The sequence below is a fragment of the Ferrimonas aestuarii genome (assembly GCF_005116665.1).
In the GTDB taxonomy this organism is placed as follows: domain Bacteria; phylum Pseudomonadota; class Gammaproteobacteria; order Enterobacterales; family Shewanellaceae; genus Ferrimonas; species Ferrimonas aestuarii.
The window spans coordinates 102,830-129,568 of sequence record NZ_SWCJ01000009.1 but is presented as its reverse complement, the minus strand read 5'-3'; the positions used below and the strand labels follow the sequence as shown (position 1 = coordinate 129,568).

Below are 26,739 nucleotides of genomic sequence, written 5' to 3'. Positions count from 1 at the left end.
CTTGATGCGCCGTTTTTTGGTTATCAGTCTTGCTGATCACCGAAGTGGGTAACGCGAGCGTTGTCTGGCTCTCTAAAGCGATCCCATACTTTGGGGTTAGCAACAATGTAACCAAGAATGGCACCAATCACGGTTACGCCCATGATGAATCCACTGACCGGTAGGGCGTTCGCCGCATAGGTCGCAACAATAGAGCTGGTTCCAAAACTAAGGCCAATTTGCAGGGTATTTTGCAGACCCGCTGCGGTTGCTGCGCGCTCTTTGGCGGCGCTCAACGCACGGTTGATCACAATCGGGTAGATACCACCGCTGGCGATGGAGCTCACCATAAATGGCAGCAGGTAAGGCCAGATGGTTTTTAAAGGCATTTGGGAAGCCATAAACAGCACCGACACTGCAAATGCGGACAAACACAATAGGGCATTTAGCGTCGCTTGCTGACCAATCTTGTCCACCCCTTTTTTGCTGAGGTAACCACCAAGCATAAACGCAAGGGTTTGAGGTACAAAGCTTAAGCCAATGGCACCACTGCTATAGCCCATGGTCGTCATGATCTTTGGAATCGCGGTTAGGTAGGCGAAAAACAGTGCTGAGCAGAAGCCGTAGATCAGTGCATTACCCAAAAATTGTGGGTTGCGGATGATGGTACTCAGATCGCGTACGACACTTTTGGTAGAGGTTGGCTCTACCATTTCCGGCGTATCATCAGGCTGCTTAATGCTTGCCCACACCAAAACCATGCCCAGAACCATCAGCGCGACAAAGATGCTTTTTACGCCAAACAGATGCAGCAGGCCAACCCCAATTTGTGGGGCAAGGGCAGGGGAGATCGCCAACATCGGCATTAAGATGGCGAAGGCGCGCTGGGCAGTGCTGGCGTCGTAACGCTTGATGACCATTGCTTGCCAAATAACCGCAGCAGCACAGACACCAATGGCTTGTACAAAGCGTAAGCCGAGCAGCATCCAGATGTTGTTGGTGATGCTAAGGCCGAGCGTGGTGACCACAAACAGGCTTAAACCGGCGATCAAGGCTCGCCGTTGTCCAATGCGATCTGAGATTATGCCCCAAATAATTTGACTGACACCCATGCCAGCCAGAAATACCGATAGCGACAGGGCTATCTGCTCTGAGCCGGTATTATAAAGCTGCTCCATCTGAGGGAATGCAGGGAGATACATATCGGTAGCAGCAAAGCTAATCATTGATAGACCGGCTAGAAAAACCAGGTCAAGACGGGAGAGTTTCATTTATACCTATCAAAAACGTGTAAATCGAGGAAAGAAAATTCGTTGTTAGATCACAACGGCGACGCAGTGTACCTATTGTGATGAACAAAATTAAACGGTTAAAATTGAACTCATGAATCAAAAAATTTGAAAGATATGTTTTCACGTTATCAACTGCAACTTCTCGACAGTGTTGCCCGCCTTGGCAGCTTCAGTGCGGCCGCCCAGCAACTGCATAAAGTGCCCTCGGCAATCAGCTACAGTGTGCGTCAAATCGAAGCCGAACTCGGGGTGGTGCTGTTCACCCGTTTAACGCGGCGAGTGGAGCTCACCGAGGCGGGGCAGCATTTCTTAAAAGAGTGCCGCTTGATGTTACGGCAGATGGACGAGGTGCGAGAGCAGACACAGCGGGTGGCCAATGGCTGGAGTGACAAGCTTCGCGTGGTGGTGGACAACGTGGTTCAGCCCAGTGCGTTGGTGTCTCTGTTGGAAGACTTCTACGCCGAGTTTGATGATGCCGAACTGGAAACTCAGATGGAGGTGTATAACGGCGTTTGGGACGCCATTGCCGACGATCGCGCCGACTTGGCCATTGGTGCCACTTCGGTGATCCCCATTGGCGGTGACTTTGATTTCAGAAGCATGGGGGCGCTTAAGTGGAGCTTTGTGGTTGCGCCTGAGCACCCGTGCGCGCAGTTTGATGAGCTCACACTTGAGCAGATACAGCCTTACCCCTATGTGTGTTTGCGAGACAGTGCTCGGGTGCTGCCCAAATACAACACTTGGGTGCAGGATTCTCAGCGGCGAATGATGGTGCCCGATTGGAATCGCGCATTAGCCTGTTTAGAGCGGGGCGTTGCCGTTGGCATGGCACCGGAACACATGATCAAAGATAGGGTAGCGGCAGGGCGTTTGGTTGAACGCGTGTTGCATCCACGTCGCCCAGACAGCGAGTGCTGTTTGGCCTGGCGCAAAAACGCCATGAGCCCTCAACTGGAGTGGCTATTGCAACGACTCGGCGACAGTGAGCACCTGCATCGAGAGTGGTTAGCTTAGGCGCAAAAAAGCGGGCTTAATCTTGAGAATCGTCGGTGGTTTCTGACTCGATTTGAGGCTGAGCACCAAGCTGAGCACGTTCAGCTTTAGAGACGTACTTAGGCTTGTTGTTGACCGCTTTTTTGGCGTTGGCCTTTTTGGCTTTCTTCTTTAGGGTTTGAATGACTTTCTTTTTGCGGTTCATGGAGCTGCCTTGTGGCTGAAATTGAGCGGCACAGTTTAGGGAAGTCGAGGCAGAAAGCAAGGAGACAGGCCAATTTCAGGTGCTCATCAGAAGCTCTCAAGATATACTGCGGCCACCATTTTTGATTAGGTTTATTCAATGAGCACACCCTTCCATTATCAAGCCGACTTTGTTTTGGATCGAAGCCACTACGAAGAGTGTTTTGATGAGTCGGTGCCGCCGAAATCTGGGCTTAAGCCCTATGCCAAAACCTTGGCGTTTCTGTTTGTGGGTTTTGCGCTGATTCCGATGCCGCTTCCCTATGGCATTGGCTATCTGTTTGTGGCGCTGGGATTGGTTGAGGGGTTAAGTGTGCGTTTTCAGCGCACTTGGTGGCTGTGGCGTCAGCTGTTGTCGAAAGCGGCCAACAACTCTGCCACCTTTGAGATGGATGACGAGGGCATTAAAATTCACTCCAACTTCGTGAACCATCAATTTACCTGGCAACAGATCGATGCCATTGAGGCGACATCAAAAGGCTATCTTTTGAAGATGGGCAAAGGTCGCACTTACATCTCAGGTCGAGTGTTAGATGATGCCGCCAAGACGTTCATGGAACACAAAGCCGCTACGAAATAACCTCTTATTGCACCGAGCCATCGAGCAAACCCAATAGCGCCTGCGCTCGCCGGCGCTGATGGGGTTCAAACGTGTTTATTAGCTCGTCGATGGCCTGTTGGCGGTCAGCACTATTGGTTATCCCTGATATCGCTTCAAGTTGCTGTTTGGCATCGGTCAGTTGGACTTGCCAGCGCTGCTGAGAATCAAGGGTTTGCGCGAGGCGCTCACCGGTTTGTTCGCCAAATTCCGACACCAGTTGATCTCGGCTTATTGTTCCGCCGCGGTTTATCTGATGAGATAAGTTTCGAATCTGAATGCTGGGCTCAAAGGCCTGTTGCGTAGCCACAGGTTGCTGTTGGATCTGAGCCTCCACTAAGCGCCAGCGTTCAGTGTCGGACAGCTGCGAATCTTGCCGAAGCTGTAACCGTTCGATGGCGGCGTAATCTTGCTGGTGCTGCTCCCCAAACAGCGATTCAACCTGTTCATCAGTGAAAAACTGATGTTGGAGTTGGTGTCGTTGTTGCAATTGACGCTGCAAAGACTCTGCGGTGAACTGCGCTTCATATTTGCCATCCGCCAGTTCAAACAGAGCGGCTTTGTAAGCGATGTATCGCTGCGCTAGCGCCAACACCTTGTGCTGCCCTTCATGAGTGAGATGCGAGGTTTTGGCCTCAATAAACGCCAGTATCTGCTGAGGATCTCGGCTGTCAGCTTCAAACAGCCATCGCTGCAGTTGCCCCAGAGTTAAAGGCGCAGCCTTGCTTGGTGCGGTTCTGAGCTGAGATTGCGCCAAGGTTATCTGGCCCAAAGGTGCGTCAAAAGCGGGCGCTGGCGTGGCAGCCTTAAAAAATGATGCCAGCCAAGCGCTTAACATGAGGGCGACCAATGCAAGCATGAGCACCAGCATTGGCCTAACCATGACGGGAGCAATCACAAGTTTAATGACTTAAGACGACGTGCGTGCTCGAGAAAAACCTGTTTGGGGTCGGTTTCCCATAAGTGGTGCAGGCCCAGCGCTTGATTGACCTCATCGAGGTGGTTCATGCGAAATCCATCATTGATGACGTAGCCCAAGCGAGAGCTGCAACTGGAGACTAAGCCGTCGTCTTCCCCTGGAATCACTAATCCAGTGATGGCAAGAAAGGGGTCGGAGGGATCCAGTAAATTGGTGACTTGGCGTCGCCCGCTCCATGAAAAATAGTAAACGCCATTATCAGCAACCATAGGTGCGGTTCCGCAATATTGGCTGGGAACCCCTTCAGGGTATTTGGCATTGAAGGCGAGGGTGCCTGCGGTGGTCAGCGATTCTGTGGCAGCGATGGAATCGGCGGGTAGGTCGCTGTTGCCCGACAACAGTGCCAACAAGCCGGATAGGGCGTTGGCGGCATCGGCGGCAATTTGCTCGGAAACGGACTCAGGCTCAAGCACTCCTCGAAGTGCATCGGCCACTTCTGAGCCCCAGTTTACGCCGCCAACCGAGGTCACTGACGCAACCAAATGCGGTGCCACTGAAGCCACATAACGTGCCGTTGGGCTGCCATGACTGTGGCCGATGAGATTGACCTTGTCTGCGCCGCTCAGCGCCAGAATGCGTTCAACTTCAGCCAATAACTGTTCGCCCCGAACTTCGGTGGCATTGGCCGGTGATACGCTGGGAATGTACACTGTGGCGCCTTCACGGCTCAGTGCTTGGGGAATGCCGTAGAAATAATCGATACCGAGGATGGCATCAAAGCCGAAGAGTCCGTGGACTAATACAATGGGGTAACGGGTTTGGCTATCTGTGTTGCTGTAGGCGGGCAGGGAAGTTGCCACAGTGGCGGCCAATAATAAGCTTCCTAGCATCAACGATCGAAAGGTCATACATCCTCCTGATGATAAACACCAATTAGATTAAACAGACAAATTTCTTAATCGTTTTGGTAAGGGTTGTGAGCATTTTTTAGCAAAACTCATGGGTGAATGCAATTACTGGTCTGATGAGTGGTTTGGAAAATAAGACCTTTAAAACAAAGGCTTAATAAAAGTAGAGCCTGTGGGCCGATCTCTTGAGTTGCTGTAGGAGAACGGAGTGCAAGAGTCGATGGTTACTTTCATGCAAGGTAATTTCGGACAAAGGTTTGCCTTGAGAACAGCCACTTAAAGAGAAATTCTCCCCGAAGCTGAACAGGCTAATTCGTAATGGAGTACCACTTTAGGAAAGGTGACGCTTAATAATTTAGCGCCACCAATACAGGGTTACAGTTGAGATAAACGCTCTGGACTAGTTTGACAGTTTGAGGTTTCTTTTTGTTCTATGTTGTCTTGTAAAAGAGGTAGGTTGTACCAATCAACCTCTTTTCCTGAAATAAAACTGCACTCAACATTAATGGTATGAATCTCGGTTGATTTATATTCCCCGTCTGAGCCGAAGTCTAACGGATTTTTATCTAAAACAATAAGGTCAGCGAGCTTCCCCTCTCGTATGGAACCAAGCTTATCACCGATATTATGTTGTTGGGCCGGTACGATCGTTACCGCTTTAATCGCATCTTCGACTGATATTTTCTGTTTCGAGCCCAGAACGTGCGCATCTGAATCCGACAAGTTAGGGTATTGCCACGTTTCACGAGTAACCGCTTGCTCTATAAACCAAAGCGGATACAAGGGGCTAATGCTTAAATCACTGTGTAATGAAAATGGGATCTGCGCTTTCGATTCGTCCCCCATTGGTGCAATATTGTTACCTCGATTATCGCCCAGTTCATTTTTCATCGACTCGCCCCAATATGCAATATGACCTGCTAAGTGACTGGAGGATAGGTTTGGTAAATAATTTCTCGCAATGCAGTAGGTTTCAACAATACTATTGCCATTTGCCTGTTTTAAGCACTCTTTAGCTTTATCATTCAACGGAATCTCTTTATTGATATTGAGCCGGCTGTCGCCATTTTGGTTTACTGTAGAGTGAATGATTGTGTGATGAAGTTGGCTATAATTCATGTCGTTTAGATTATCTTTACAATCCGACACATTTTGACGAGACGAATCATACATATTGATAAGTGCTCCTGCTGAATCGGTGATTGCCTGATCTCCGTTAGCATGAATATTAAAGTACCAACCACAATCAGCCAGATTCTGTAAATTATTTTGTATCTGTTCCTGATTATAATCGGTATGACCATCTGGGTTTACTTCACAAAGCCCATCTTCACTATACTCATCCATTAAATTTGCCGTGCAACCTTGAGTAGAGCCATCCGACCATAGTTTAATTCCTTCCGCTGAGAACATTCCTTTATAGGTTTTATCATTCATTGATATCCGAGTGGTATTTTTATTTACTTCGCGCCAATCATAAAGAGAACGAATGCGTGTATCAGCTTCATCATTAACAACGAGGTTTATGTAATTCGCTGCCATTTCGTTTGTTGTACCACCCTCAACGAATGTGGTCACACCCTGTTGTGATGAGGTGTTGAGAATGTATTTCATGGTAGTCATTAATTTCTTATGCTCATCGGGGCTAATCGTGCCAGGAGCAGCGTGGCTATTGGCCAATGGGCAACCTGAATTTAAACTAGCATCAGGAGCGTGTTTTATCATATTTCGAATATTTGTTTGTTTACTGTTGTTGCTTGATAGCATCGCGTTAGCAAATATCATGTAAGCGCTGGCTTCACTGATTAGGCCAGAGTACTGCCACTTACCTTGGTCATTTTCCGCTATTCCGACACTGCCATCGTCAAAACAAAGTTGTTTTAGTACTTCCTGATTCGCCATCATCTCATCTTTAGTGCCCTCGCACTCCAATGTTATGCTTTGGTCGATAGTTTGGTAAGCGTTATCAACCATTGCTTGAGCCTCTTTACTGAGGGACTTAATTTGGTCGGCTGATATCTTTGCATTACAAAACCCCGTATCTTTAAATGCTCGCATGTTGGCGTAAGCTAAGTGGCCAGATTGATCAAATATAAATACAGGATTGTTTGTTATCTCTTCATCGTCTTTGTTCAATAAGTAATTCATTGGGAATTTGAGGAAGTCCCGGTTATCGTTTAGTTTATAAGGGTGTTCTTCGGAAGGTGCTTCCCAAAGCATTCGGGAAGGATCTAAGCCATTGCCTAGGAGCCAATTTCCACTATCTTGTTCTTCATTGGTCACACTGGCGATAGCATCATGCAAATACAAGTAACATGTTGGTGACTTGCCATTCTCGTCTTTTGGATAATAGAACCAACCATAATCGTCGTAGAGCTGACTCTGATATTTATTCGGTAAACATGGCATGAGATTTTTTACTGAACCAGCTTGGGCAGTGAGTTGTAGGTGAGCATGAGGTTCGATAAATCCCGGCATTAGTGTTTTGCCATCTAAATTAAGGTATTGAACGTTGTAATTATTTGAATTTGCGTACTTTTGGTCAATGATATAGTCAATCTTTACTTTAGGAGCAATTTGTTTAATTGTGTCACCCTCAACCAGAACGGCGTATTTTTCTTTTTGACTTATACTGAATTTTGTATTGTCGTCAACCGTGATAATATCACCATTATGAAACACCAAAACATCGACTGAGCTCTGTTGTTTTTTCGGTGACTGAGTTAATTCTTGGTTGCTAGAATTACATGCAGGCAGTAGTAATAAACCTAATAAGCAAGATAAATAGGTTGGCTTCTTCATCATCGATCCTTAATGAGTTGAATTATATAATAGATTGTTTGTGGTTAATCTATCAGCATGTTTAAAAGCTGCGAACATGTTGCTGTATAGTACACTTTGTTTGATGCTGTGATTTTTTAAGAGAATGCTCACTTATTTGATGTGGGATCTCTTGTTCGGAGTCAGCCAGTTCGTATTTGAACTTCTAAAATTGAAGTGCGGATTGAGAGTTGGTTTGGGCATGTTCTTTCAACTCTTTTTTTCGTTAAAGCGAGCCTTTTAAGTGAACATGGTATCAAGTCAAAAGCTCGCTCGAATACAGAGACTGCCAGAATCTGGGTAACTGGCCGCATCTACTTTAGTCGCACAATGCGTATTGAGAGTCGATAGGGGGAGAACTATAGGCCGCGTTGCTAAGGCGCTCTTTGGTGCAAAAGCTACGCATTATTTCACTTGGTGTCGAGCAAACCCAATAGTGCCTGCGCTCGTCGGCGCTTATGGGGTTCAAACGTGTTTATTAGCTCGTCGATGGCCTGTTGTCGCGGCTTGCCCGTGTCATTTTGCATGATGACGTCAAGCTCAGCTTGAGCCTGAGACAGTTGCTGCTGCCAGCGCTCTTGTTGGGTCACCGTTTGATGCAGACGCTCACCGGCGGCTTCGCCAAATTCAGATACCAGCGCTTCTCGGCTGATGGTGCCTGGCTCCTCTTCCATCATCCGTTCGAGGTGGCGCATCTGAACGCTTGGAGCAAACGCACGCTGCTCTAACGGCGATTGCTGCGAGATTTGCTGTTCAATCAATTGCCAGCGCTCGTTACTGGACTCTGGGGTATCTTGACGAATCTGCAACCGCTCTAATGACGCTGCATCTTGTTGGTGTTGTTTTGAAAACAGCTGTTCTACCTGATCTTCGGTGAAAAACTGATATTGAAGTTGCCGTTTTTGCTCTAACTGCTTTCCGAGAGCCTCGGCATTAAATTGTGCCTCATATTTGCCATCGGCCAGCTCGACCAGGGCGCCTTTGTAGGCGATGAAGCGCGTTGCCAAGTCGAGGATTTGCTGTTGTTGCTCTGCAGGCAGGTGGGATATCTGTTGGCTGATGAAGGTGAGGATTTGGCTGGCAGTGGTGCCATTTGCCTGAAATATCCATCGCTCTAACTGAGACAGCGCAAGTGGCACGGCGGCGGCGGGCAAGCTATTGGCGGAATGAACCGTTGGCGTCAGTGGCTCCTCGTGGTGGGAAGCAACGCTGGGGGTGTCATCAATACTCGGCAATGAGCTGTTGAGCCAAATGCCAACGATAAGCAGTGCTGGCGCTGCCACCAGCACTGCGTGCGTCACACGGTTAGCCATTAAAGACCTAACGACTTGAGTCGATGAGCGTGCTCAAGGAAGACCTGTTTAGGGTCGGTTTCCCACAGGTGGTGCAGGCCAAAAGCTTGATTGACCTCATCGAGGTGATTCATCCGGTAGTGATCGTTTATCACGTAGCCAAGGCGGGAGCTGCAGCTGGAGACCAGGCCATCGCTGTCGCCGGGGATGATGAGGCCGGTGAGTTTCATTGGCGCATCACTGGGATCAAGTACGTTGGTGATTTTTCGACTTCCACTCCACGAAAAGTAGTAAACGCCGTTATCAGCCACCATTGGTGCGGTTCCGCAATATTGGCTGGGAACTCCTTCAGGGTATTTGGCGTTAAAGGCTAGGGTGCCCACGGTGGTTAGAGATTCCGTGGCGGCAATAGAGTCGGTTGGCAGCCCTTGGTTTCCGGAGAGAATCTCCATCAAGTTAACCAAGGCGTTGGCCGCATCAGAGATGGAGCTCTCTGGCAGCGAGCCGGGCTCAAGTTTACCGCGCATGGCATCGGCCACTTCAGTGCCCCAGTTTACGCCGCCCACAGAGGTGATCGAGGCAACCAGATGGGGTGCAACAGAGGCGACGTAACGAACGGTAGGTCCACCGTGGCTGTGGCCGATAAGGTTGACCTTTTTGGCCCCGGTCAATGCCAAGATACGCTCGACTTCATTGAGCAGTTGTTCGCCGCGCACCTCGGTGGTATTGGCCGCGGATACCGCAGGAACAAAAACCGTCGCGCCTTCTTCGGTTAGCGCTTGTGGGATGCCATAGAAGTAGTCAATGCCAAGAATGTCATCAAAGCCAAACAGGCCATGCACCAGAACAATCGGGTATTGGGTTTGACTGTCGGTATTACTGTAGGCTGGCGGCGTGATTAGGGCGGTGATTGTCACCAGGCCAACAAAGAGTATCGAACGTAACGTCATACATCCTCCGGGTTGTTGTTATTACAGGTGGTTGCTTTTTAGCAACTCAGTTTGTGCTTTTCAACTTGGAGGAGATTCGAATCTAACTAGTTGGATTGGCGTTGAAAAAGGGTGAGGAGGCTCAACATTTTAGCAGGGGAAAATGAAGTTTTTGCAGCTGTGGCGATGGCATGAGGCCAGTCTAAAACTGAAATGCTGAAGTGGATTCAACTTAAGTATTGCTCCTTTATTGGTTAGAACAAACATTTCTCCTTATTGAATTAACTCGTCATTTGACCAAATTTTGTTTATGCATGAAATGTGTCTACAGAATCTAGGGAACATCAGTTTGAAGTCGGAAAATTATGTAATGTAATTCAGACGCTTATCATTGTTTGCATTTAGTGCGATAATACCCGTAAATTTAATGGTGGTGTTAGTATGACAATAGGTAAGGAAACCGAACAGCTTCGTACTGGTGAGTTGGTTCTGCATTGCGTTCAGGTCGAAGTCTTTCAAATAATTGATGATGGGCTCAAAATGTCCGGTCACGGCACTATTAAGATTAACAATGTCGGAACAATCTACATGGAGTTCATTTGCACCACCAGTGAGAATGTACCTCATGCGTTGTTTGGTGAAAGGCTACCTAAAGACTCGTTAAATGAAGAGCACAAGTTGTATCTCCGTGCTCAAACAATAAGCGGCGACGTGTATGTGTCTGACGGTTTCTCTATCCAAATAAATATGAACTCATCATACCCACCAGTCCATCACTACATATTCTTATCGTCGATTAATTGCTGCTCTACCGCTGAACCGCTTCAATCAAAAGAAGGTAATTATCTTTATTTTGAATTTGCAGAGCACTTCAACATCCCTGCTAACAAGTCTAATTCAGTGGTTTCTAGCCTTGGTGAAAAATCACATAGTTGGAATCAGACAGTGCTGGAAATGGATGGTTATTCAATATCTATGATCAAAAAGCTAGACTACACAGAAGTGCGTGTAACGGGATGTTTTGACCCTGAAGAACTTTTGCAATGTTTGAAGTTCTATATTGGGTTTTCTAGCGCATCCATGCCTCAGTTTGTTTATATTCTGAAGCGCATGGGTGAAGACAAACAAGAGATCATTTCCAGTATAGTTAACAATCAAAAGCACCAGCGGTCATCTAGTCCAATGGTCGAATATGTTGCTGATAAAAAGTACAGAGATGCTGTTTACCACTACAAATTATTAGACAATATTATCAGTCTGCGCGAGAAGAACCCGAGGCAATTTGAGAGTATGTATTCTCAGTGGGAGAGGGTGTGGCATTCATTCCAATCAAAGAATAGCATTATGATTCTAACCCTATCGGTCGCTATCGAAGGGCTTTTAAATGATATATATATTCCTGCTATCAAGGTAAAACGAAATAACTTAGAGTTGGAAGCTGAGGTAAATAAGGTCAAACAACAGATTAAAATGCTTGAGCTAACCGATGACCAACGCAGTCGCATTCTGGGTAGCGTAAGTTATTGGAAGAATATTACAGCATCTAAAGCTCTAGATTACTTAATTGAACAGGGTGTAATAACAAGTTCAGATAAGAAGTTGTGGCAAGAGCTTCGTAATGAAAGTGCTCACCCCAAGGTCCGAGAAGATAATTTGGTTCAAGAAAGACTGGAACGTGAGAAAGTATCATCCTGTTTAAACTTATTCCACAAAATCGTGTTGAATACATTGGCGTTTTCTGGGCCTATTTGGATCTTGCAAGCAGGTGAAGAACCTGTATGTACAGAGCTGAACCATACCGAAATCTTAAATTGATGTGCACTGATTAATCTGTTTTTTAAAATTGTTGAATGGATTCCTAGGTCTCAATGATAGGCATTATACGGTGTTGAATTACTAGCAAGTGAATGGACAGTCATGGTCTCATCTAAGTCACTCGGGATAGACTAGATACTCTAACGTGGTTATGTCCAAGTCAATGACAGACGGTGTGCGTGTCTGAAGGGCAATAAATAAAATCATTGAGACACGGCAACTAGTTTTTCTAAGTGATATCTTAGTGCGGAAATAAAGAAACCAAAGGTGCCTATCTTGACGAAACTACCAACAAACTTTTGCGTAGCCTTTATAGAAAGGGAACTTGAAGATAACCGAGAGAAAAAAATTTGGATGAGTCGCTGGCCACTTATGCAACGGATGATTGATCAGGCATCAAATCTTGAAAAGGTGTTCAACGAGCTAATCAATCAGTTTGGCTACGCTGACAAACTAGCAATCCTTTATGAATCAGAAAGGCCAAATGCTGAAGCTGTTTGGTTGACATTGGAACATATCTGGTTGAGTGAAGATTTTGCTAAGGAAGAGTTTATCCAGGCTAGAACAAATAGGCGTGAGTTACTCAAATTACAAGAAAATATCTCGGAGCTTTCATGTCGCCTGGCCGGTATGCTAAGACGCCAGAATGAATTGTATGAGTTATCTGGCTTTCGCCGATATGATTGTCAAACAGCAGTCGATTCGTTGGTGCAAGGCGGAGAGCATAACTATCTTTTCGGAGCTTACGTAAAAAATGAGCTTGAAAGTCTGGCGTACCAATATGATCTAAGATACTGGCCTTCACGGGCTGATGTCGTAGAAGCCATTGGTGAGTTTGAAGAGCTTCAACCAAAACCACAACATGTTGAAATCCCTGATGCGGTGCTAGATGGCAGAGCCTCAGACCATAAAGATTTTGTTCTTGCGTTTGATGCCAAGTTTGATGAACAAAATCAGCTACCTACCGAATTTAGATTCAGCAATCAGGCTATGGCAGAGATTATCAATGTAGTTTTAGATTTTCCTGAAGATAAGCTCATCCTTGGTGATACTATTCGGACGATCAGGAATCGATATGTAGTAGTCAAGTAAAGCTGGCCACAGGTTTAGAGCTTTTCCATACTTTTGGTAATCTGAAATGCTTTATTAGTACAAAAGTCCTAACACGAAAATGTCCAATAATAAGTCAGCCCAGAGAGCTGGGCTGTATCGATGGGCTGTACCGATCTGACAGAGGTTTTGCTTAGAACCTCGTTACTCAATCTCTGTCTTGTCTTTGAACTCACACAGATCTTCAATGATGCATGAGCCACATCTTGGCTTGCGGGCGATGCAGGTATAACGTCCGTGCAAAATCAGCCAGTGGTGTACGTCCACTTTGAACTCTTTGGGCACCACTTTCAGCAGTTTCTGTTCGACGAGGTCAACGTTCTTTCCAACCGCAAATTTGGTGCGGTTGGAAACGCGAAAGATGTGGGTATCCACGGCGATGGTTGGCCAGCCAAAGGCGGTATTAAGCACCACGTTGGCGGTCTTGCGGCCAACGCCCGGTAGGGCTTCCAGTGCGGCGCGATCCTCTGGCACCTGACCGCCGTGTTTGTCCACCAGAATCTGAGCCGCCTTGATGACGTTCTCTGCTTTGGTGTTATACAAACCGATGGTCTTGATGTACTGCTTTACGCCCTCTGCGCCCAGCGTCAGCATCGCTTCTGGCGTATTGGCAACTGGAAACAGCTTGGCGGTGGCCTTGTTGACGCTGACGTCGGTGGCCTGCGCCGAGAGTGCGACCGCCACCAGCAGCTCATAGGGGTTAGAAAACTCCAGCTCGGTGGTGGGGTGTGGATTTGCGTCCCGTAACTTAGTGAGGATCTGCAGACGTTTGTCTTTATTCATTATTCGTCCTGATCAGTTGGTGACTCGAGCGCGCTCGACTTTTACCGTTTCTTTTTTTGGCGCAACAGCCGCTTCTACTTTATCGTTCATGGCGTTTTTGGCGGCAATCAGCAGCCCCATGGCGATGAATGCGCCCGGTGGCAGCAGTGCCAACAGGAATGGGCTTTCTACTTGCCAGAGCTGCATTCTCAGCATGGTTGCCCAGTCGCCAAGCAGCAGCTCTGCGCCGTCAAATAGGGTGCCTTGGCCCAAAAGCTCTCGGGTGCCCCCAAGCAGACACAGCACCAACAAGAAGCCCACAGACATCATCAAACCATCAAAAGCGGCGTGGCTTAAGGAGTTTTTGGAGGCAAAGGCTTCGGCCCGGCCAATGATGACGCAGTTGGTTACGATCAGCGGCAGGAAGATCCCCAGTGACAGGTAGAGGCCGTAGGCGTAGGCGTTAACCAGCAACTGCACACAGGTCACCAAGGCGGCGATGATCATCACGTAGATGGGAATGCGCACATCGCTTGGAATGTAGGAGCGCAGCAGCGACACCAACACGTTTGAGCTGACCAAAACCACTAAGGTGGCCAGACCCAGACCAAGGGCGTTAGTGAGAGTGTTACTGACGGCAAGCAGGGGACACAGGCCCAAAAGCTGAACTAGCCCGGGGTTGTTCTTCCACAGGCCTTGCCAGGCGATCTCTTTGATTGGATTCATAATTGTCTCTCCCAGTTTACTCTGACGACTCGCCCTGACAGGAAGGGGCAGAGGTGATGTCGCCTTTAAAGCGACTGAGGTAGATTAAGCCGTTACGTACCGCTTTGGTGTACGCCCTTGGGGTAATGGTAGCGCCGGTGAACTGATCAAAGTCGCCGCCATCTTTCTTAACGCCGATGCGCTTGTCGGATTCGGACTCAAGAAAGTAGCCGGTAAAGCCCAGCACCCAGTCGGATTTGCGGGTTTCGATGCCATCGCCCAGGCCGGGAGTTTCATTATGGCTTAGGGTACGCACGCCGGTAAGGGTGCCGTTCCAGCTGGCGCCAAACACAATGTGAATGTCGCCGTTGTAACCATCGGGCGCGGTGGTTTCCAGTGCCACCGCCACTGGCTCACCCTGCTTGAGGGCGACAAAAGCGCGTCGAGGCTTGCTGCTGCCAAGGTATTGCTCATTGGTGACCAGATGACAGCTCAGGTGCAGTGGGATGTCGTAATCGTCATGGGGCACAATCTGATTAAGGGTTTTCATCAACTGCTGCTGTTGCTGCTCATAAATGCGCTCTTTAGTGAGCGAGTGAGTCAAGGCGACCACGGCTGTGGTGGCGACGGCGAACAGCGTCAAACTGAGGCCATTTTTCTTCATTGCCTTAAGCATTATTGGCCTCCGTGTCCGTAGGTGCGTGGGCGGGTGTAGTGATCGATCATCGGCGCGCACATGTTGGCTAACAGTACCGCAAAGGCGAACGCATCAGGGTAACCACCGAAGCTGCGAATGACATACACCAGCACGCCAATCAGAGCGCCAAACACCAACCGGCCTTTGGGGCTGGTGGCAGCAGTTACCGGATCGGTGGCGATAAAGAACGCGCCAAACATGGCGGCGCCAGAGAACCAGTGGAACATCAAGCCGCCGGTGCCATCAGGGTGCAGGGCGGTGCCCAATACGGCGCACATACCCAGCGCGCCCAATACGGACACGGGAATGTGCCAACGAATCAGCTTTTGCTGCAGCATGATTAGGCCACCCAGCAGGAAGGCGGCGTTGACCCAAAGCCATCCCACTCCGGTGCTGCCTTCAAAAATTGGTTTGGCAAAGCTTTCGCCGGCGGTGAAACCCAAAGTCAGATCGGTTTTCATGGTGTCCAGCGGCGTGGCCATGGTAGTACCGTCGATGCCCAGAGCCAGTTGCGGCAGGGTCAGGCCTAGGCTGTTGCTGCCGGTTAAGATCATCACCAAGGTATCTGAAAAGCCAAGGGTTTCGGCAGCCAGAGGCTGGGGCGGCAGCCAAGCTGTCATCTGTACTGGGAATGAGATAAGCAGCGCTACGTAAGCCACCATCGCTGGGTTAAATAGGTTTTGTCCCAGACCGCCATAGAGCTGTTTGGCGACAATGATGGCGAAGAACGCACCTAAGACCACGATCCACCAAGGGGCTAGCGGCGGCATACAGATGCCCAGCAGCACCGCCGTCAGTAGGGCGCTGTTATCACCAATGGCGCTGAACACGGCGCGGCCGCGCAGTTTGGTAAACAGGGCTTCCGCTGCAAGTGCGGTGACAATTGCCAGCGCGATTTGAATCAGGTTGCCCCAACCAAAGAAGTACCACTGGGCTGCAATACCCGGTACGGCGCACAGGGCAACCTTAGCCATCAATTGATGGGTGCGAAGTGGGGCATTCGCATGAGGCGAAGAGGCGATATTAAGAGCCATATTCGGTTAATTCTCTGTGTTATCGGTGTTGTTCTGCTGTGCCGCCTGCTTGGCTTTCGCCTTGGCAATGGCACGTGCGATGGCCGCTTTTCGTGGATCTGACGTGGCCGCCGCTGCGGGCGCAGCTTCCGTTTCGCTGCCAGCTTCAGCTTGAGGAGCCGCGGGCGTTGGTTCGCCGCCAGCCGCTTTGGCTTTCTCTGCCGCTTTTGGGGCCGCTTGCTTGGCTTTCGCTTTGGCAATGGCCGCTGCTACTGCAGCTTTACGTGGATCGGCTGCGGGCGCGGTTTCGGGCTCGCTGGCAATCTCGGCCGAAGGCGCTGCGGGCTTAAGCTCGTCGCCAGATGCTTTGGCTTTCTCTGCGGCTTGTTTGGCTTTCGCTTTGGCAATGGCCGCTGCTACTGCAGCTTTTCTTGGATCGGCTGCGGGCGCGGTTTTGGTCTTGCTGTCCATCTCGGCCGAAGGCTCTGCAGGCTTTGGCTCGTCGCCAGTCGCTTTGGCTTGCTTTGCCGCTTGCTTGGCTTTCGCTTTGGCAATGGCCGCTGCTACTGCAGCTTTACGTGGATCGGCTGCGGGCGCGGTTTCGGGCTCGCGGGCAATCTCGGCCGAAGGCTCTGCAGGCTTTGGCTCGTTGCCAGTCGCTTTAGCTTGCTTTGCCCCTTGTTGGGCTGCTTGCTTGGCTTTCGCTTTGGCAATGGCAGCCGCAACTGCGGCCTTCCTTGGGTCTGAAGTAGCCGCTTTTGATGGTGCAGCTTCGGTATTGCTATCGGTGTTGGCCGATTTCGATGCGTTGGCGGTGCCTGCAGCTGCGGCCTGTTTGGCTTTAGCGCGAGCGATGGCAGCAGCCACGGCGGCTTTTTTCGGATCGGCGGGTTTATCTGCCTCAGAGGTCGCCGCTTGTGGTGCATCGCCTTGGCTGGCCGCTTTCTTGGCTTTTGCGCGAGCGATGGCGGCGGCAACGGCGGCATTTTGCGATGCCGGTTTTGCGTCGGTTGCTGCTGGCGCGGCATCAGCCAATTGGGCTTTTTCTGCCTTACGGGCTCGAGCTTCGGCTTTGCGCTGTTCCCGCAAGGCGGCCATGTCTTGAGCTGGAGCCTGCTCGTCTTGCTTGCCTTTGATGCGTGCCAGTGCCGCTTTTACGGCGTCACTGTCGGCAGCCGGAGTGGTTGCTTTGCGGCGGGCAGATGCGGCCTTATGACGGTTTTCTCGCTCCTGCTTCTCTTTTTCTAAGCGTGCCTGACGGGCATCGAAGCGGATTTTTGCCGCTTCTGATTTCTGCTGCTTGAGGGCGTCTTGTCGAATCTCTGACTTGGCAACACGATAGTATTGCACCAGTGGGATCTCCGACGGGCACACGAAGGCACACGCACCGCATTCGATGCAGTCATTGAGATTCAGGGCTTTGGCCTTATCCAGCTCTTTGGCCTTGGCATGCCAATACAGCTGTTGTGGCAACAGCTGCTGCGGACAGGCCTTGGCGCATTCGCCACAGCGGATGCAAGCCAGCTCGCGATTGCGGTTAGGCAGTTCTGAGCGCGAGGGCAGCAGTAGGCAGTTGGTGGACTTGATTACCGGCGCTTTTAGGTTAGGCAGGGTGAAGCCCATCATCGGCCCACCCATGATCACTTTTTGGCCTAACAACTGCGGTTTGAATTTGGTCTGTTTGAGTAGCCAATCAATGGGCGTGCCTAAGCGAACCCAGTAGTTGCCTGGGGCTTTGGTGCGCTCGCCGGTTACGGTGACCACACGCTCAATCAGAGGTTCATCGTCAAATACGGCGCGTTTGATGGCGAATACCGATCCGACGTTGTGCATCACAATGCCCAGTTCGGCGGGAATTTTACCGCTTGGCACCTCTTGACCGGTAAGGATCTGAATCAGCTGCTTTTCACTGCCTGACGGGTACTTAGTAGGGATCACCTTCAGCTGCAGCTGGGTGTCATCAAAATCGCTGTTGGCGATCGCCTGCTTGATGGCGGCGATGGCCTGAGGTTTGTTGTCTTCAATGCCAAACAGAATGCGTTTGGGCGACAACAGGGTGTCCAGCACCGACAGGCCCTTGATGATCTCGGCGGCAAATTCACGCATCAACAGATCATCGGCGGTAATGTAGGGTTCGCATTCGGCGGCGTTGATCAGCAGCAGCTCAGTCGGCTTATAGGGGCTGAGCTTGATGTGGCTGGGGAAGGTAGCGCCGCCAAGACCGGCAACACCAGCGTTCAAAATCTTGGCCAAAATGGCGGTGTTATCCAGCCCATCTAGGGTGTCGATGGGGCTGCGTTCAATCCAGCTGTCCTGACCATCGGCCACTAGGGTGATGGTGGTCTCTTCCAGACCTGACGGGTGGGCAGAGATCCAGTTGCCAATGGCTTCAATGGTGCCAGAAGTGGGCGCATGGACGGGCAGAGCCATGGGGCTAGTGGGCGCAGTCAATGGCTGGCCTTTGAGCACATGGTCGCCAACTTTAACCAGAAGGCCGCCCGGGGCACCGATGTGCTGAGTGATTGGGATGTACAAACGCTCTGGAAGCGGCAACATCTCAATGGGCGTTTGGTTTGACAGGGTCTTATTTTCCGCAGGATGGATGCCTCCGGGGAAGCTCCACAGGGTGCCGCTGTCGATCTGTTCGATAAGGGTCTGCATAGTCTATTCTACCTCGGTGACAGCGATGCGGTTCAGATCCCAGTTCCAATTTTGCTTGGTGGTCTTTACGGGGATCATGTCGATGCAATCGACCGGGCAAGGGGCAACGCACAGGTCACAACCGGTGCAATCTTTAGCGATAACGGTGTGCATCTGTTTACCGGTGCCAACAATGGCGTCGACCGGGCAGGCTTGGATGCACTTGGTGCAGCCGATGCATTCGTCTTCACGAATGTAGGCCACTCGCTCAACCTGCTCACCGCCTTCCAGTGGCTCAGGATCTACTCCCATCAAGTCGGCCAGCTTTTGAATGACGGCGTCACCACCTGGAGGGCACAGATTAATGGGCGCTTGGCCCGAGGCGATGGCTTCGGCGTAAGGTTTACACCCTGGGTAGCCACATTGACCGCATTGGGTTTGCGGCAAGGTGGTGTCGATCTGTTCAACGATGGGATCCGATTCAACTTTAAACCGGATTGAGGCATACCCAAGGGTAACGCCAAAAATCAGGGCAAGGACGGCCAGAACTAAAACGGCAATTAGGATACTGCTCATGGGTTACTTCACCAATCCTGTAAAGCCCATAAAGGCCAGTGACATCAATCCCGCCGTGACCATGGCAATGGACGCTCCTTTAAACGGAGCCGGAACATCGGCCGCCGCTAAGCGTTCGCGCATGGCAGAGAACAGCACCAAAACAATGGAGAAGCCCACAGCAGCACCAAAGCCATAAATCAGTGAGCCAAATAGGTCATGGCGTTCTTGCACGTTCAGCAGTGCCACACCCAGTACGGCACAGTTGGTGGTGATAAGTGGCAGGTAGATGCCGAGTACGCGATAGAGGGAGGCGCTGGTTTTGCGCACCACCATCTCGGTGAATTGCACCACCACGGCGATGACCAGAATGAATGCCAGCGTTCGCAGGTAAGCGAGATCCAGCGGGATCAGCAGGTATTCGTTGATGAGATAGCTGCACAGAGAAGCTAGGGTCAATACGAAAGTGGTGGCCATGGACATGCCGATGGCGGACTCCACTTTTCCGGAGACTCCCATGAAGGGGCACAATCCCAAAAATTTCACCAACACGAAGTTGTTGACCAAAATCGTGCCAATGAGAAGGAACAGATATTCTGACATTCGTTTGCGGCTCGGGTGATACTTAGCGGTCTATTATCGGTAATTGCTGTCAACTAAACAACTGAAGAGCATTAGGGTTATTCACATATCGCCCCTAAAGCGTGATCTTTATTCGCTTCGCCGATATGATGACCGGCCTCAGAAGTTTTTGTAGTAAAGGATTCAGTAAGTTGAAAGGTCGTCAGGCGGAGTTGGCTCTTGTAGGAGCCATGATTTTATGGGCCAGCAGTTTTATCGCTCTTAAAGTGGCGTTTCAAAGTTACGATCCTTGGACGGTGATCGCAGGCCGAATGTGGGTGGCCAGTTTCTGTTTTGTGCTGTTTTGGAAAAAATTATTTAATTTTCAATACCAAGCCGGTGATTGGAAGGTGCTGGCGATCATGGGGGCGGTGGAGCCTTGCCTCTATTTCGTCCTCGAAGGCATGGCACTTCAATACACCAGCGCCGGACAGGCGGGTATGGTAACGGCATTGTCTCCCGTGATGGTGGCGGTGGTGGCGTTCTTTGCGCTGGGCGAGCGGATCAATAAAGTGGCCGCACTTGGGCTGACCATCGCCATTGGCGGCGTGGTGCTGCTTGGTTCGACCGGCGAAGCCACTGAGTCGGCACCCAACCCGATGCTTGGGAATTTCCTCGAACTGCTGGCCATGCTGTGTGCCGCGATCTTTAGTGTGTGTTTGAAGGTGCTCAGTAAGCGCTATTCGGCGCTGACACTGACGGCGTACATGTCGGCGGTAGGGGCGGTGTTTTTTACGCCGTTGGCGCTGCTCAAAGGTGGTCCTTGGTTTGTTAGCTCACAGGCCATCAGCGCGATTCTATTCTTAGGCGCTTTTGTCACCCTTGGGGCGTATCTGCTTTATAACTACGCCATCGCCCATATGCCGGTCACCCGAGCTGCCAGTTTTGTTAATCTGATTCCGGTGTTTACGCTGATTCTGGCTTATCTGTGGCTTGGTGAAACCCTTACTGGCATTCAGTTTGTGGCCTGTGGCATCGTGCTATTTGGCGTAGTACTCAGCCAAAAGGGTGATAAACAGGACGTTTAATCGAACTTGTTCTTAGGGGGTTGCGCTTGATTGTAACGACGACGCCAAGGTTGGTGCTGCAGCAATTCTCTTCTGGTGACGCTGACGGCTTTTATCGGCTGAACCTGGATCCAGAGGTGATCCGGTATACGGGGGATTCCAGTTTCGAAACGGTGGAGCAGGCCAGGCAGTTTATCCAAAATTACGATCATTATGATAATCATGGTTTTGGCCGTTGGTCGGTGTATTTGAAAACCGGTGAGTATTTGGGATTTTGTGGTCTGCGGCGCTGCAGTGAAACTCAAGAGGTCGATATTGGTTTTCGACTGCTGCGCCAATATTGGCGGCAAGGTTATGCCTTGGAAGCGTCGCTGGCGGTTTTGAAATTGGCTTTCGAGCGCTACCGGCTGCCCAAGGTGGTGGCTCGCGCCATGGAGGATAACCTAGCATCTCATGGCGTGATTCGTCGGCTGGGATTTTCTCCTGTGGGGCGAGTGGTGTCATCTGGCGCGCACTGGCGACAGTATCAACTGACGGCGAGCGATTGGCGGGCCATGGATAACCCTCTTATGCAAAAGGGTATTGATATTGCGAAACCGGATTTGAGCCGCTCTTAATAAGGCCCACTGTTGTGGGCCTTATGGGGCTCAGCTCAGCTGCGCTTGAGCCCGATGAGCTGGTTGGCGCTTAATAGGGAAACGATGGCGAAAAATAGTGGGTCGCTCCACCCAAAGCCGGAAAAAGACCCAGTCAAGCAGCCATAGAGCGTAATGCATGCTCCAAGAAGATTGGTAATCAAAATGCCCTGTAGCAATTTAATCTGGGCTGATGTGGATTCCAGATCCCGTAGCAGGAATCCGATAGCCGCGAGGCCTCCCAGGAAAATACTGTTGTGTTGAGATAAAAATCGCGCGTATTGATCATTTATCTCAAGGCCATACAGAGGCCACATCTGGTCGGGAACGAAGAATAGCAGCAGGGCAAAAACGCCATAAATCACAGAGTGTAACGTAAGAAAGTTTGTGGTTTTCATGTTGACTCTCCCAAATATCTACAGCGGTGCCTTGTTTATCTTAGACAGGGGCTGATTGATATCAAGAATGATGCCTCTGATATCACGTATGCCCATTTCAGTCAGTCGAGCACTGTGCATCGCCAGATAGCTGCGGGCGCAAGCCTCATCTTCAAATAGGTAGATGCCGCCTCCCCGTTGCTCCTCTTGGTTTTCGGTCCAGAATTTCCAAATCATTCCTGGCTCGTGATTGATGGACTGGGCTAGGCCATCAAGCATTTGGGTCATCTCCTCTCCAAAAGGACCTTGATAGTGAAAATCGACCTGCAATAGTTTGTTCATAGTGCTTACTCCTCATTTGGGTTTAAGGAGATTATGAATTTATTTTTTGAACATAAAAGTTCATAATTTCGCGACAACATGTCAGTAAATTAGACCGATGAGATTAAAAAGCACCCTAGAGCAATGGTTGACTCTGCATGAAATTGACCGCTGTGGCAGCATTCAAGGGGCCTCTTCAGCTCTGAATAAAAGTCACACCACTTTGATTTATGCGATACGTCGGCTTGAAACGCAGGTTGGGGTGACGCTGCTTAAGATTGACGGCAAGCGAAGTGTGCTAACCGAACAAGGTCGTGCACTGCTGCGCCGGGCAACGCCGATGCTTGAGCAGGCGTATGAGTTGGAGCTGATCAGCGGTCAGGTTGCCAAAGGCTATGAAGCTCAGCTGGTGGTGTCTGTGGATCATCTATGTTGTCGTGACTGGGTGTATCAACCGCTAAATCGATTTTTTGAGACCAACAAATTGACCTCTGTGAAACTGGTTGAAACCTCTTTATCGGGCACAACGCAGGCCGTTATGTCTGAGCAATCGGACATTGCCATCATCAATCTGCCAGTCACCAATGTTCCGACCGAATCATTTGGGACCGTGTCTATGGTAACGGTAACTTCTGCATCCCACCCGCTGGCCGTTAGGTCAAATTTGACCTTGGCCGATCTGATGACTGAAACTCAAGTTGTTATCAGAGACTTGGGTAGTGAGGCTCAGCAACAAGGTCAGGACGTGGGGTGGTTAAAATCAGGTCAACGTGTGACTGTGGACAGTTTTGATCATGCTTGGGATGCCATAAAAAGCGGCATCGGCTTTGGTCGATTACCTGAACACAAGCTTGAACAGAGGCAAGATGGCTCAGTGATCAAACTGACCGTAGAGCATGCTGATCGTTATCATGTCCCCCTGCACATCAGCTTGCCAAAAGGGGCAAAAACGGGGCCAGCAGCATTAGCGTTGTATCAGCACCTTTGCGAGGATGCATCCCGCCGCATGAGTGAAGATGCTCAGCCGCGTTGAACGGCGCAGACAATAGAGGGAACTAGATGAAAATCGAGATTACCGATAAGCACGACAAGGCGTTGTTTGAAGCCTTAGTGGATGGCGTTCGCCAACACCGTAATGCAGCCCATGGACCAGAAGAGCCAAGGCCACTGAATGTGGTTGCCAAAGACGATAATGGCCAACTCATTGGGGGCGTAAGCTGTCGAACTGTGTACCAGAATCTGCTGGTTGAGGTGCTTTGGGTGGATAAGGCCTATCGAGGCACTGGGCTGGGCAGACGGTTGATGGAACAAGCAGGGCAGCAGGCAAAGTCCCGTGGATGCTTGCAGGCTCAGGTGGATACCTTGTCTTTCCAAGCGCCGGATTTCTATCAAAAGTTGGGCTTTGAGGTCGTGGGTATCGTGCCCAGCGTCGCGGGAAACCCTGAGCGGTACTTTCTTGTAAAACCGTTCTGAGGTGATTCATCGAGGCTGGAGTTGGAAAATGGAGTCACGTCATCGTCTTAAGTTGGGCGGGCAATCGCTGCTACTCAAAATAAGGCCTCATCATCTGTTGGACTCTAAGCTGACAATGTGTGGCTGGGTTGATGGCAAACTGGCGTTTGAGCAGCAGGCCAGTTTGCTGTCCAGCGGGCCGCAATACAGTGCTGATCAGTCTCAGTGGCTAGAGGATAGGCGCCTACCTAAGTGGTTCAGTTGGATGTTCTACATCCCATTCTTTTTCCTCGCAATTAGCGGGATTATCTCTCTAGGCCAGTTTACTGACAGTTTTGGGCCTTTGGTCTCAGTAACCTTTGAGCAGGGCAGAGTAGCATGCATTGCAATGATGCTGATTTTGGGTGTCTCGATGGCGATAAAATGGACCATTGATGCGATTAGGGTGCCCTTAAACAAAGCCGACAACCTGTAGCGCTGAGGAGCCCTAATGATCCGAGAGATTACCCGAGACGATTTTGAAGCCTTCTGGCCGACTTTTAGTGCGGTCATCAAAGCCCAAGAAACCTACGCCATTGACCCAGAGTTAACCTTAGAGCAAGGGTTTCAGTTGTGGTGTAAGTCACCAATGAAAACTTTTGTTTTTGAAGAAGATGGTCAGGTAATTGGCACCTATTACCTCAAGCCAAACTCCCAAGGGCCAAGCCAGCATATCTGTAACTGCGGCTACATGGTGTCCGATCAAGCGAGGGGGAGGGGCGTTGCCAGAAAAATGTGCGAGCATTCTCAAGTGTTGGCCACCGAACTTGGGTTTAAGGCGATGCAGTTTAACTCTGTGGTGGCTACCAATGAGGTGGCCGTGCGGCTTTGGAAACGGCTAGGATTTGAGATCATTGGTACGCTGCCTAACGCCTATCAACACGGAAAATTAGGCTTTGTGGATTGTTATGTTATGTACAAATGGTTGGTCCCTTGGACTCGCCATGATTAGCGCCATCTACACTTAATCAATCGCAAACTAGTGAAGGTGTCCGATGAACAAGGAAAGTCAGCAAGGTCAAGGAGATAATGCCCTATTGGCGTTGGCCAGAGCCAGCATTGCCGCCAAGTTTACTTCCCAGCAAGTTAGGCCTGAATGCTTTGAGGCGCGGCATCAAGCCTGCTTTGTTACCCTAACCCTTGATGGCAAACTGCGCGGGTGCATCGGCACCTTAGAGGCGCAACAACCATTAGCCCTTGCGGTGGCCAGATACGCCAAAGCGGCGGCGTTTGATGATCACCGTTTTGCGCCACTGACGCTCGCAGAGCTTGATCAGGTCAAGATCAGCATCTCGATACTTGGGCCGATGCTGCCAATGCAAGTTGCGAGTTTTGATGATCTGTATCGACAGCTTCGCCCTCACCTCGACGGCGTCACGGTGCAACTGGCTGGTCGTCGAGCCACGTTTTTACCTCAGGTGTGGCAAAGCCTGCCCGAACCCTCTCAGTTTATTGCCGCGCTGCTTCAAAAAGCGGGCTTGGAGCAGGCCACTTGGAGCGATGATATGGCATGGTCTCGATACCAGACTCACAGCATCTCTGAGTGAGTTACCACGCTTTGACGGAATGCTCGGTCAAAAAGTCGATCAGCGCTCTTACCCGTTTGGCTTTCTGGCTGCCTTGGACGTAATACAGGTGCAGCCCAGCCAGAGAGACCCAGTGCTCTTGCAGCAAAGGCTGCAGCCGTCCGGATTCAAGGTGATGCTTTACCGAAGGCAGAGCACCAATTGCCACGCCAAGCCCTTGAATTGCCGCATCGGTGATCATATCGGTATCGTTAACGATGATGGCGGAATCCATGTCAATTTCGACACTTTTTCCCTCTTTTTCCACCAGCATCGGCGCAAATTTCCGTGATCCTAAAAACCGATACTTAATCTGCTTATGGCATTTCAGCTCGTCGGGGACCTTAGGCTTAGGGTGATGCGCGAGATACTCTGGTGATGCGAAGATCGCCACGGGAATGTCTGGCGTTAGGCGTTTGGCCACCATGGTGTCGCTGATGCGATCGCCAAATCGGATGCCCAGATCGTAGCCATCTTTAATGAGATCCACCGATTGGTCGTCGAGGGAGACATCCAGATCAATTTTGGGATAACGGCGGCAGAATTCGGCGTAGAGTGGTTGCAGGAAAATCTGAAACACAAATTTAGGCAGGGTAATTCTGAGCTTGCCTGATGGCTCAACTCCCATGCTTTTAACCGAGTCCATGGCTAGATTCAGTTGCTGCATCGCCGGGTGGGTGGCTTCCAGCAGCTCTCGCCCAGCATCGGTAAGCTCAATGCTGCGGGTGGTGCGGATAAACAGCGGTAAGCCTAACTGTTGTTCCAACTGTTTGAGAGCCTGGCTTACGGAAGGCGAGGTGATCTGCAGCTGCCTAGCGGCGCCGCGGATGCTACCTTGGTTGGCAATGGCGATGAAAATATCCAGCTGGTTATAGGGAACTCGGCTCATAATTGAAAGGCATTAATTAATAGTAATGGTTAGATTATGAAGCCAAATTCAAACAATGTCTCTGAGCTGAGTTCGATTATTTGAGGCTTTTGCTCATGGGGATGCAATCCAATATCAAGCCTCGAGGTGAGTGGTAGCTGGAAATTTCATTTCCTTCGAACCCGTGGGCACGATAGAACCCAGCGGCATTAAGTGTTGAGTCTAAACTGAGGGTTTGGCATCCCTGTTGTAAGGCGATGGACTCAAGGTGATTGAGCATCCGTTTGGCATGACCCTCTCCCCAATATTCTGGGTGAACAAAGATGGCATCAAGGGTGCCCCTTTGAGTATCAACCGCTCCGGTGGCGATGGGCTTACCCTGAGCTTCAATGAGGTAGAATATCCGCTCGACGTCTCGGCAAAACGCCTCACTAGGTTCAACCTTAGCCCACCTTTTGAGAGTGGTGTTGTCGTAGTGGTTGGCACACCCTTGTAGGATCGCCGCCTGTCGGACATCAACAATGGCCTGGGCATCCGTTGAGGTGGCTTTTTTTATCGTGAACATTCCTACTTCCATAACTTTG

General features: G+C 50.2%; 29 protein-coding genes. 11 read left to right on the top strand and 18 right to left on the bottom strand.

The annotated features are described in order from the left end of the window. Positions 1 to 23 precede the first annotated feature (23 nt). Positions 24 to 1,250 (bottom strand): purine nucleoside transporter PunC, encoded by a 1,227-nt coding sequence (gene punC, locus FCL42_RS13005; protein WP_136863853.1) that lies wholly within the window; start codon positions 1,248 to 1,250, stop codon positions 24 to 26. Between the two features lie 135 nt (positions 1,251 to 1,385). Between punC and punR the strand changes: the two genes are divergently transcribed. Beyond that, positions 1,386 to 2,285: a DNA-binding transcriptional activator PunR gene (gene punR, locus FCL42_RS13000; RefSeq protein WP_136863852.1), complete on the top strand. Its 900-nt coding sequence runs from the start codon at positions 1,386 to 1,388 to the stop codon at positions 2,283 to 2,285. Positions 2,286 to 2,301: 16 nt separating this feature from the next. Here punR and FCL42_RS12995 read toward each other — a convergent pair whose 3' ends face one another. After that, positions 2,302 to 2,469 carry a DUF2986 domain-containing protein gene (locus FCL42_RS12995; protein WP_136863851.1) on the bottom strand — a complete coding sequence of 56 codons (168 nt, stop codon included), beginning with the start codon at positions 2,467 to 2,469 and terminating at the stop codon, positions 2,302 to 2,304. Between the two features lie 138 nt (positions 2,470 to 2,607). Between FCL42_RS12995 and FCL42_RS12990 the strand changes: the two genes are divergently transcribed. Continuing rightward, entirely contained in the window at positions 2,608 to 3,087 is a 480-nt protein-coding gene (locus FCL42_RS12990; RefSeq protein WP_136863850.1) for a YcxB family protein, read from the top strand. A gap of 4 nt (positions 3,088 to 3,091) precedes the next feature. On the opposite strand, the gene FCL42_RS12985 is transcribed toward FCL42_RS12990, so the two are convergent. From FCL42_RS12985 to FCL42_RS12965, 5 genes are all read right to left on the bottom strand, one after another. Further along, the gene (locus tag FCL42_RS12985; protein WP_169308385.1) at positions 3,092 to 3,943 is read right to left on the bottom strand and encodes a lipase secretion chaperone; all 852 of its coding nucleotides are present in this window, start codon (positions 3,941 to 3,943) and stop codon (positions 3,092 to 3,094) included. Between the two features lie 56 nt (positions 3,944 to 3,999). Continuing rightward, complete coding sequence (locus tag FCL42_RS12980) at positions 4,000 to 4,932, bottom strand: triacylglycerol lipase (RefSeq protein ID WP_136863848.1); 933 nt, start codon at positions 4,930 to 4,932, stop codon at positions 4,000 to 4,002. Between the two features lie 375 nt (positions 4,933 to 5,307). Further along, the gene (locus tag FCL42_RS12975) at positions 5,308 to 7,734 is read right to left on the bottom strand and encodes an amidohydrolase family protein (RefSeq protein ID WP_169308384.1); all 2,427 of its coding nucleotides are present in this window, start codon (positions 7,732 to 7,734) and stop codon (positions 5,308 to 5,310) included. Between the two features lie 428 nt (positions 7,735 to 8,162). After that, complete coding sequence (locus FCL42_RS12970; protein WP_136863846.1) at positions 8,163 to 9,065, bottom strand: lipase secretion chaperone; 903 nt, start codon at positions 9,063 to 9,065, stop codon at positions 8,163 to 8,165. Further along, complete coding sequence (locus FCL42_RS12965) at positions 9,065 to 9,994, bottom strand: lipase family alpha/beta hydrolase (protein WP_136863845.1); 930 nt, start codon at positions 9,992 to 9,994, stop codon at positions 9,065 to 9,067. Before FCL42_RS12965 ends, FCL42_RS12970 begins: the two co-directional genes overlap by 1 nt. Positions 9,995 to 10,414: 420 nt before the next feature. Here FCL42_RS12965 and FCL42_RS12960 point away from each other — a divergent pair, with 420 nt between their 5' ends. Beyond that, positions 10,415 to 11,788, top strand: coding sequence for a hypothetical protein (locus tag FCL42_RS12960; protein ID WP_136863844.1), 1,374 nt, complete (start codon positions 10,415 to 10,417; stop codon positions 11,786 to 11,788). Positions 11,789 to 12,055: 267 nt separating this feature from the next. After that, positions 12,056 to 12,880, top strand: coding sequence for a hypothetical protein (locus FCL42_RS12955; RefSeq protein ID WP_136863843.1), 825 nt, complete (start codon positions 12,056 to 12,058; stop codon positions 12,878 to 12,880). 162 nt (positions 12,881 to 13,042) lie between these two features. On the opposite strand, the gene nth is transcribed toward FCL42_RS12955, so the two are convergent. The 7 genes from nth to rsxA are packed head-to-tail and all read right to left on the bottom strand — an operon-like array spanning position 13,043 to position 19,873. Beyond that, positions 13,043 to 13,681, bottom strand: coding sequence for an endonuclease III (gene nth / locus FCL42_RS12950; RefSeq protein ID WP_136863842.1), 639 nt, complete (start codon positions 13,679 to 13,681; stop codon positions 13,043 to 13,045). A 12-nt stretch (positions 13,682 to 13,693) separates the two neighbouring features. After that, positions 13,694 to 14,386 (bottom strand): electron transport complex subunit E, encoded by a 693-nt coding sequence (locus FCL42_RS12945; RefSeq protein WP_136863841.1) that lies wholly within the window; start codon positions 14,384 to 14,386, stop codon positions 13,694 to 13,696. 16 nt (positions 14,387 to 14,402) lie between these two features. Beyond that, the gene (rsxG, locus tag FCL42_RS12940) at positions 14,403 to 15,041 is read right to left on the bottom strand and encodes an electron transport complex subunit RsxG (RefSeq protein ID WP_136863840.1); all 639 of its coding nucleotides are present in this window, start codon (positions 15,039 to 15,041) and stop codon (positions 14,403 to 14,405) included. Then, positions 15,041 to 16,096: an electron transport complex subunit RsxD gene (gene rsxD / locus FCL42_RS12935; protein ID WP_136863839.1), complete on the bottom strand. Its 1,056-nt coding sequence runs from the start codon at positions 16,094 to 16,096 to the stop codon at positions 15,041 to 15,043. Before rsxD ends, rsxG begins: the two co-directional genes overlap by 1 nt. 6 nt (positions 16,097 to 16,102) lie before the next feature. Then, positions 16,103 to 18,736, bottom strand: coding sequence for an electron transport complex subunit RsxC (gene rsxC, locus FCL42_RS12930; protein ID WP_136863838.1), 2,634 nt, complete (start codon positions 18,734 to 18,736; stop codon positions 16,103 to 16,105). A gap of 3 nt (positions 18,737 to 18,739) precedes the next feature. Next, positions 18,740 to 19,291, bottom strand: coding sequence for an electron transport complex subunit RsxB (gene rsxB, locus FCL42_RS12925; RefSeq protein ID WP_136863837.1), 552 nt, complete (start codon positions 19,289 to 19,291; stop codon positions 18,740 to 18,742). 3 nt (positions 19,292 to 19,294) lie between these two features. Further along, positions 19,295 to 19,873 carry an electron transport complex subunit RsxA gene (gene rsxA / locus FCL42_RS12920; RefSeq protein WP_136863836.1) on the bottom strand — a complete coding sequence of 193 codons (579 nt, stop codon included), beginning with the start codon at positions 19,871 to 19,873 and terminating at the stop codon, positions 19,295 to 19,297. Positions 19,874 to 20,043: 170 nt separating this feature from the next. Between rsxA and FCL42_RS12915 the strand changes: the two genes are divergently transcribed. Together FCL42_RS12915 and FCL42_RS12910 are read left to right on the top strand one after the other, a co-directional pair. After that, positions 20,044 to 20,919: a DMT family transporter gene (locus FCL42_RS12915; protein WP_205729264.1), complete on the top strand. Its 876-nt coding sequence runs from the start codon at positions 20,044 to 20,046 to the stop codon at positions 20,917 to 20,919. A gap of 26 nt (positions 20,920 to 20,945) precedes the next feature. Further along, positions 20,946 to 21,515 (top strand): GNAT family N-acetyltransferase, encoded by a 570-nt coding sequence (locus FCL42_RS12910; protein ID WP_169308383.1) that lies wholly within the window; start codon positions 20,946 to 20,948, stop codon positions 21,513 to 21,515. A 35-nt stretch (positions 21,516 to 21,550) separates the two neighbouring features. Here the strand turns inward: FCL42_RS12910 and FCL42_RS12905 are convergent, their stop codons facing one another. Further along, positions 21,551 to 21,931, bottom strand: a complete 381-nt coding sequence (locus FCL42_RS12905; protein ID WP_136863834.1) for a hypothetical protein — start codon at positions 21,929 to 21,931, stop codon at positions 21,551 to 21,553. 18 nt (positions 21,932 to 21,949) lie between these two features. Continuing rightward, positions 21,950 to 22,252 carry a monooxygenase gene (locus tag FCL42_RS12900; protein WP_136863833.1) on the bottom strand — a complete coding sequence of 101 codons (303 nt, stop codon included), beginning with the start codon at positions 22,250 to 22,252 and terminating at the stop codon, positions 21,950 to 21,952. Positions 22,253 to 22,349: 97 nt separating this feature from the next. Here FCL42_RS12900 and FCL42_RS12895 point away from each other — a divergent pair, with 97 nt between their 5' ends. Genes FCL42_RS12895 through amrA form a run of 5 tightly spaced genes read left to right on the top strand, consistent with a single transcriptional unit; the run spans position 22,350 to position 25,269 of the window. Next, on the top strand, positions 22,350 to 23,264 hold the full coding sequence (locus FCL42_RS12895; protein ID WP_136863832.1) for a LysR family transcriptional regulator: 915 nt from the start codon (positions 22,350 to 22,352) through the stop codon (positions 23,262 to 23,264). Between the two features lie 26 nt (positions 23,265 to 23,290). Next, on the top strand, positions 23,291 to 23,704 hold the full coding sequence (locus FCL42_RS12890; RefSeq protein ID WP_136863831.1) for a GNAT family N-acetyltransferase: 414 nt from the start codon (positions 23,291 to 23,293) through the stop codon (positions 23,702 to 23,704). 28 nt (positions 23,705 to 23,732) lie between these two features. Beyond that, the gene (locus FCL42_RS12885; protein WP_136863830.1) at positions 23,733 to 24,158 is read left to right on the top strand and encodes a hypothetical protein; all 426 of its coding nucleotides are present in this window, start codon (positions 23,733 to 23,735) and stop codon (positions 24,156 to 24,158) included. Positions 24,159 to 24,173: 15 nt separating this feature from the next. After that, complete coding sequence (locus FCL42_RS12880) at positions 24,174 to 24,674, top strand: GNAT family N-acetyltransferase (protein WP_136863829.1); 501 nt, start codon at positions 24,174 to 24,176, stop codon at positions 24,672 to 24,674. 43 nt (positions 24,675 to 24,717) lie between these two features. Further along, positions 24,718 to 25,269 carry an AmmeMemoRadiSam system protein A gene (gene amrA, locus FCL42_RS12875; protein WP_136863828.1) on the top strand — a complete coding sequence of 184 codons (552 nt, stop codon included), beginning with the start codon at positions 24,718 to 24,720 and terminating at the stop codon, positions 25,267 to 25,269. Between the two features lies 1 nt (position 25,270). Here amrA and FCL42_RS12870 read toward each other — a convergent pair whose 3' ends face one another. Beyond that, positions 25,271 to 26,176: a LysR family transcriptional regulator gene (locus FCL42_RS12870; RefSeq protein WP_136863827.1), complete on the bottom strand. Its 906-nt coding sequence runs from the start codon at positions 26,174 to 26,176 to the stop codon at positions 25,271 to 25,273. 76 nt (positions 26,177 to 26,252) lie between these two features. Then, positions 26,253 to 26,720: a GNAT family N-acetyltransferase gene (locus FCL42_RS12865; RefSeq protein ID WP_136863826.1), complete on the bottom strand. Its 468-nt coding sequence runs from the start codon at positions 26,718 to 26,720 to the stop codon at positions 26,253 to 26,255. Positions 26,721 to 26,739: the final 19 nt, after the last annotated feature.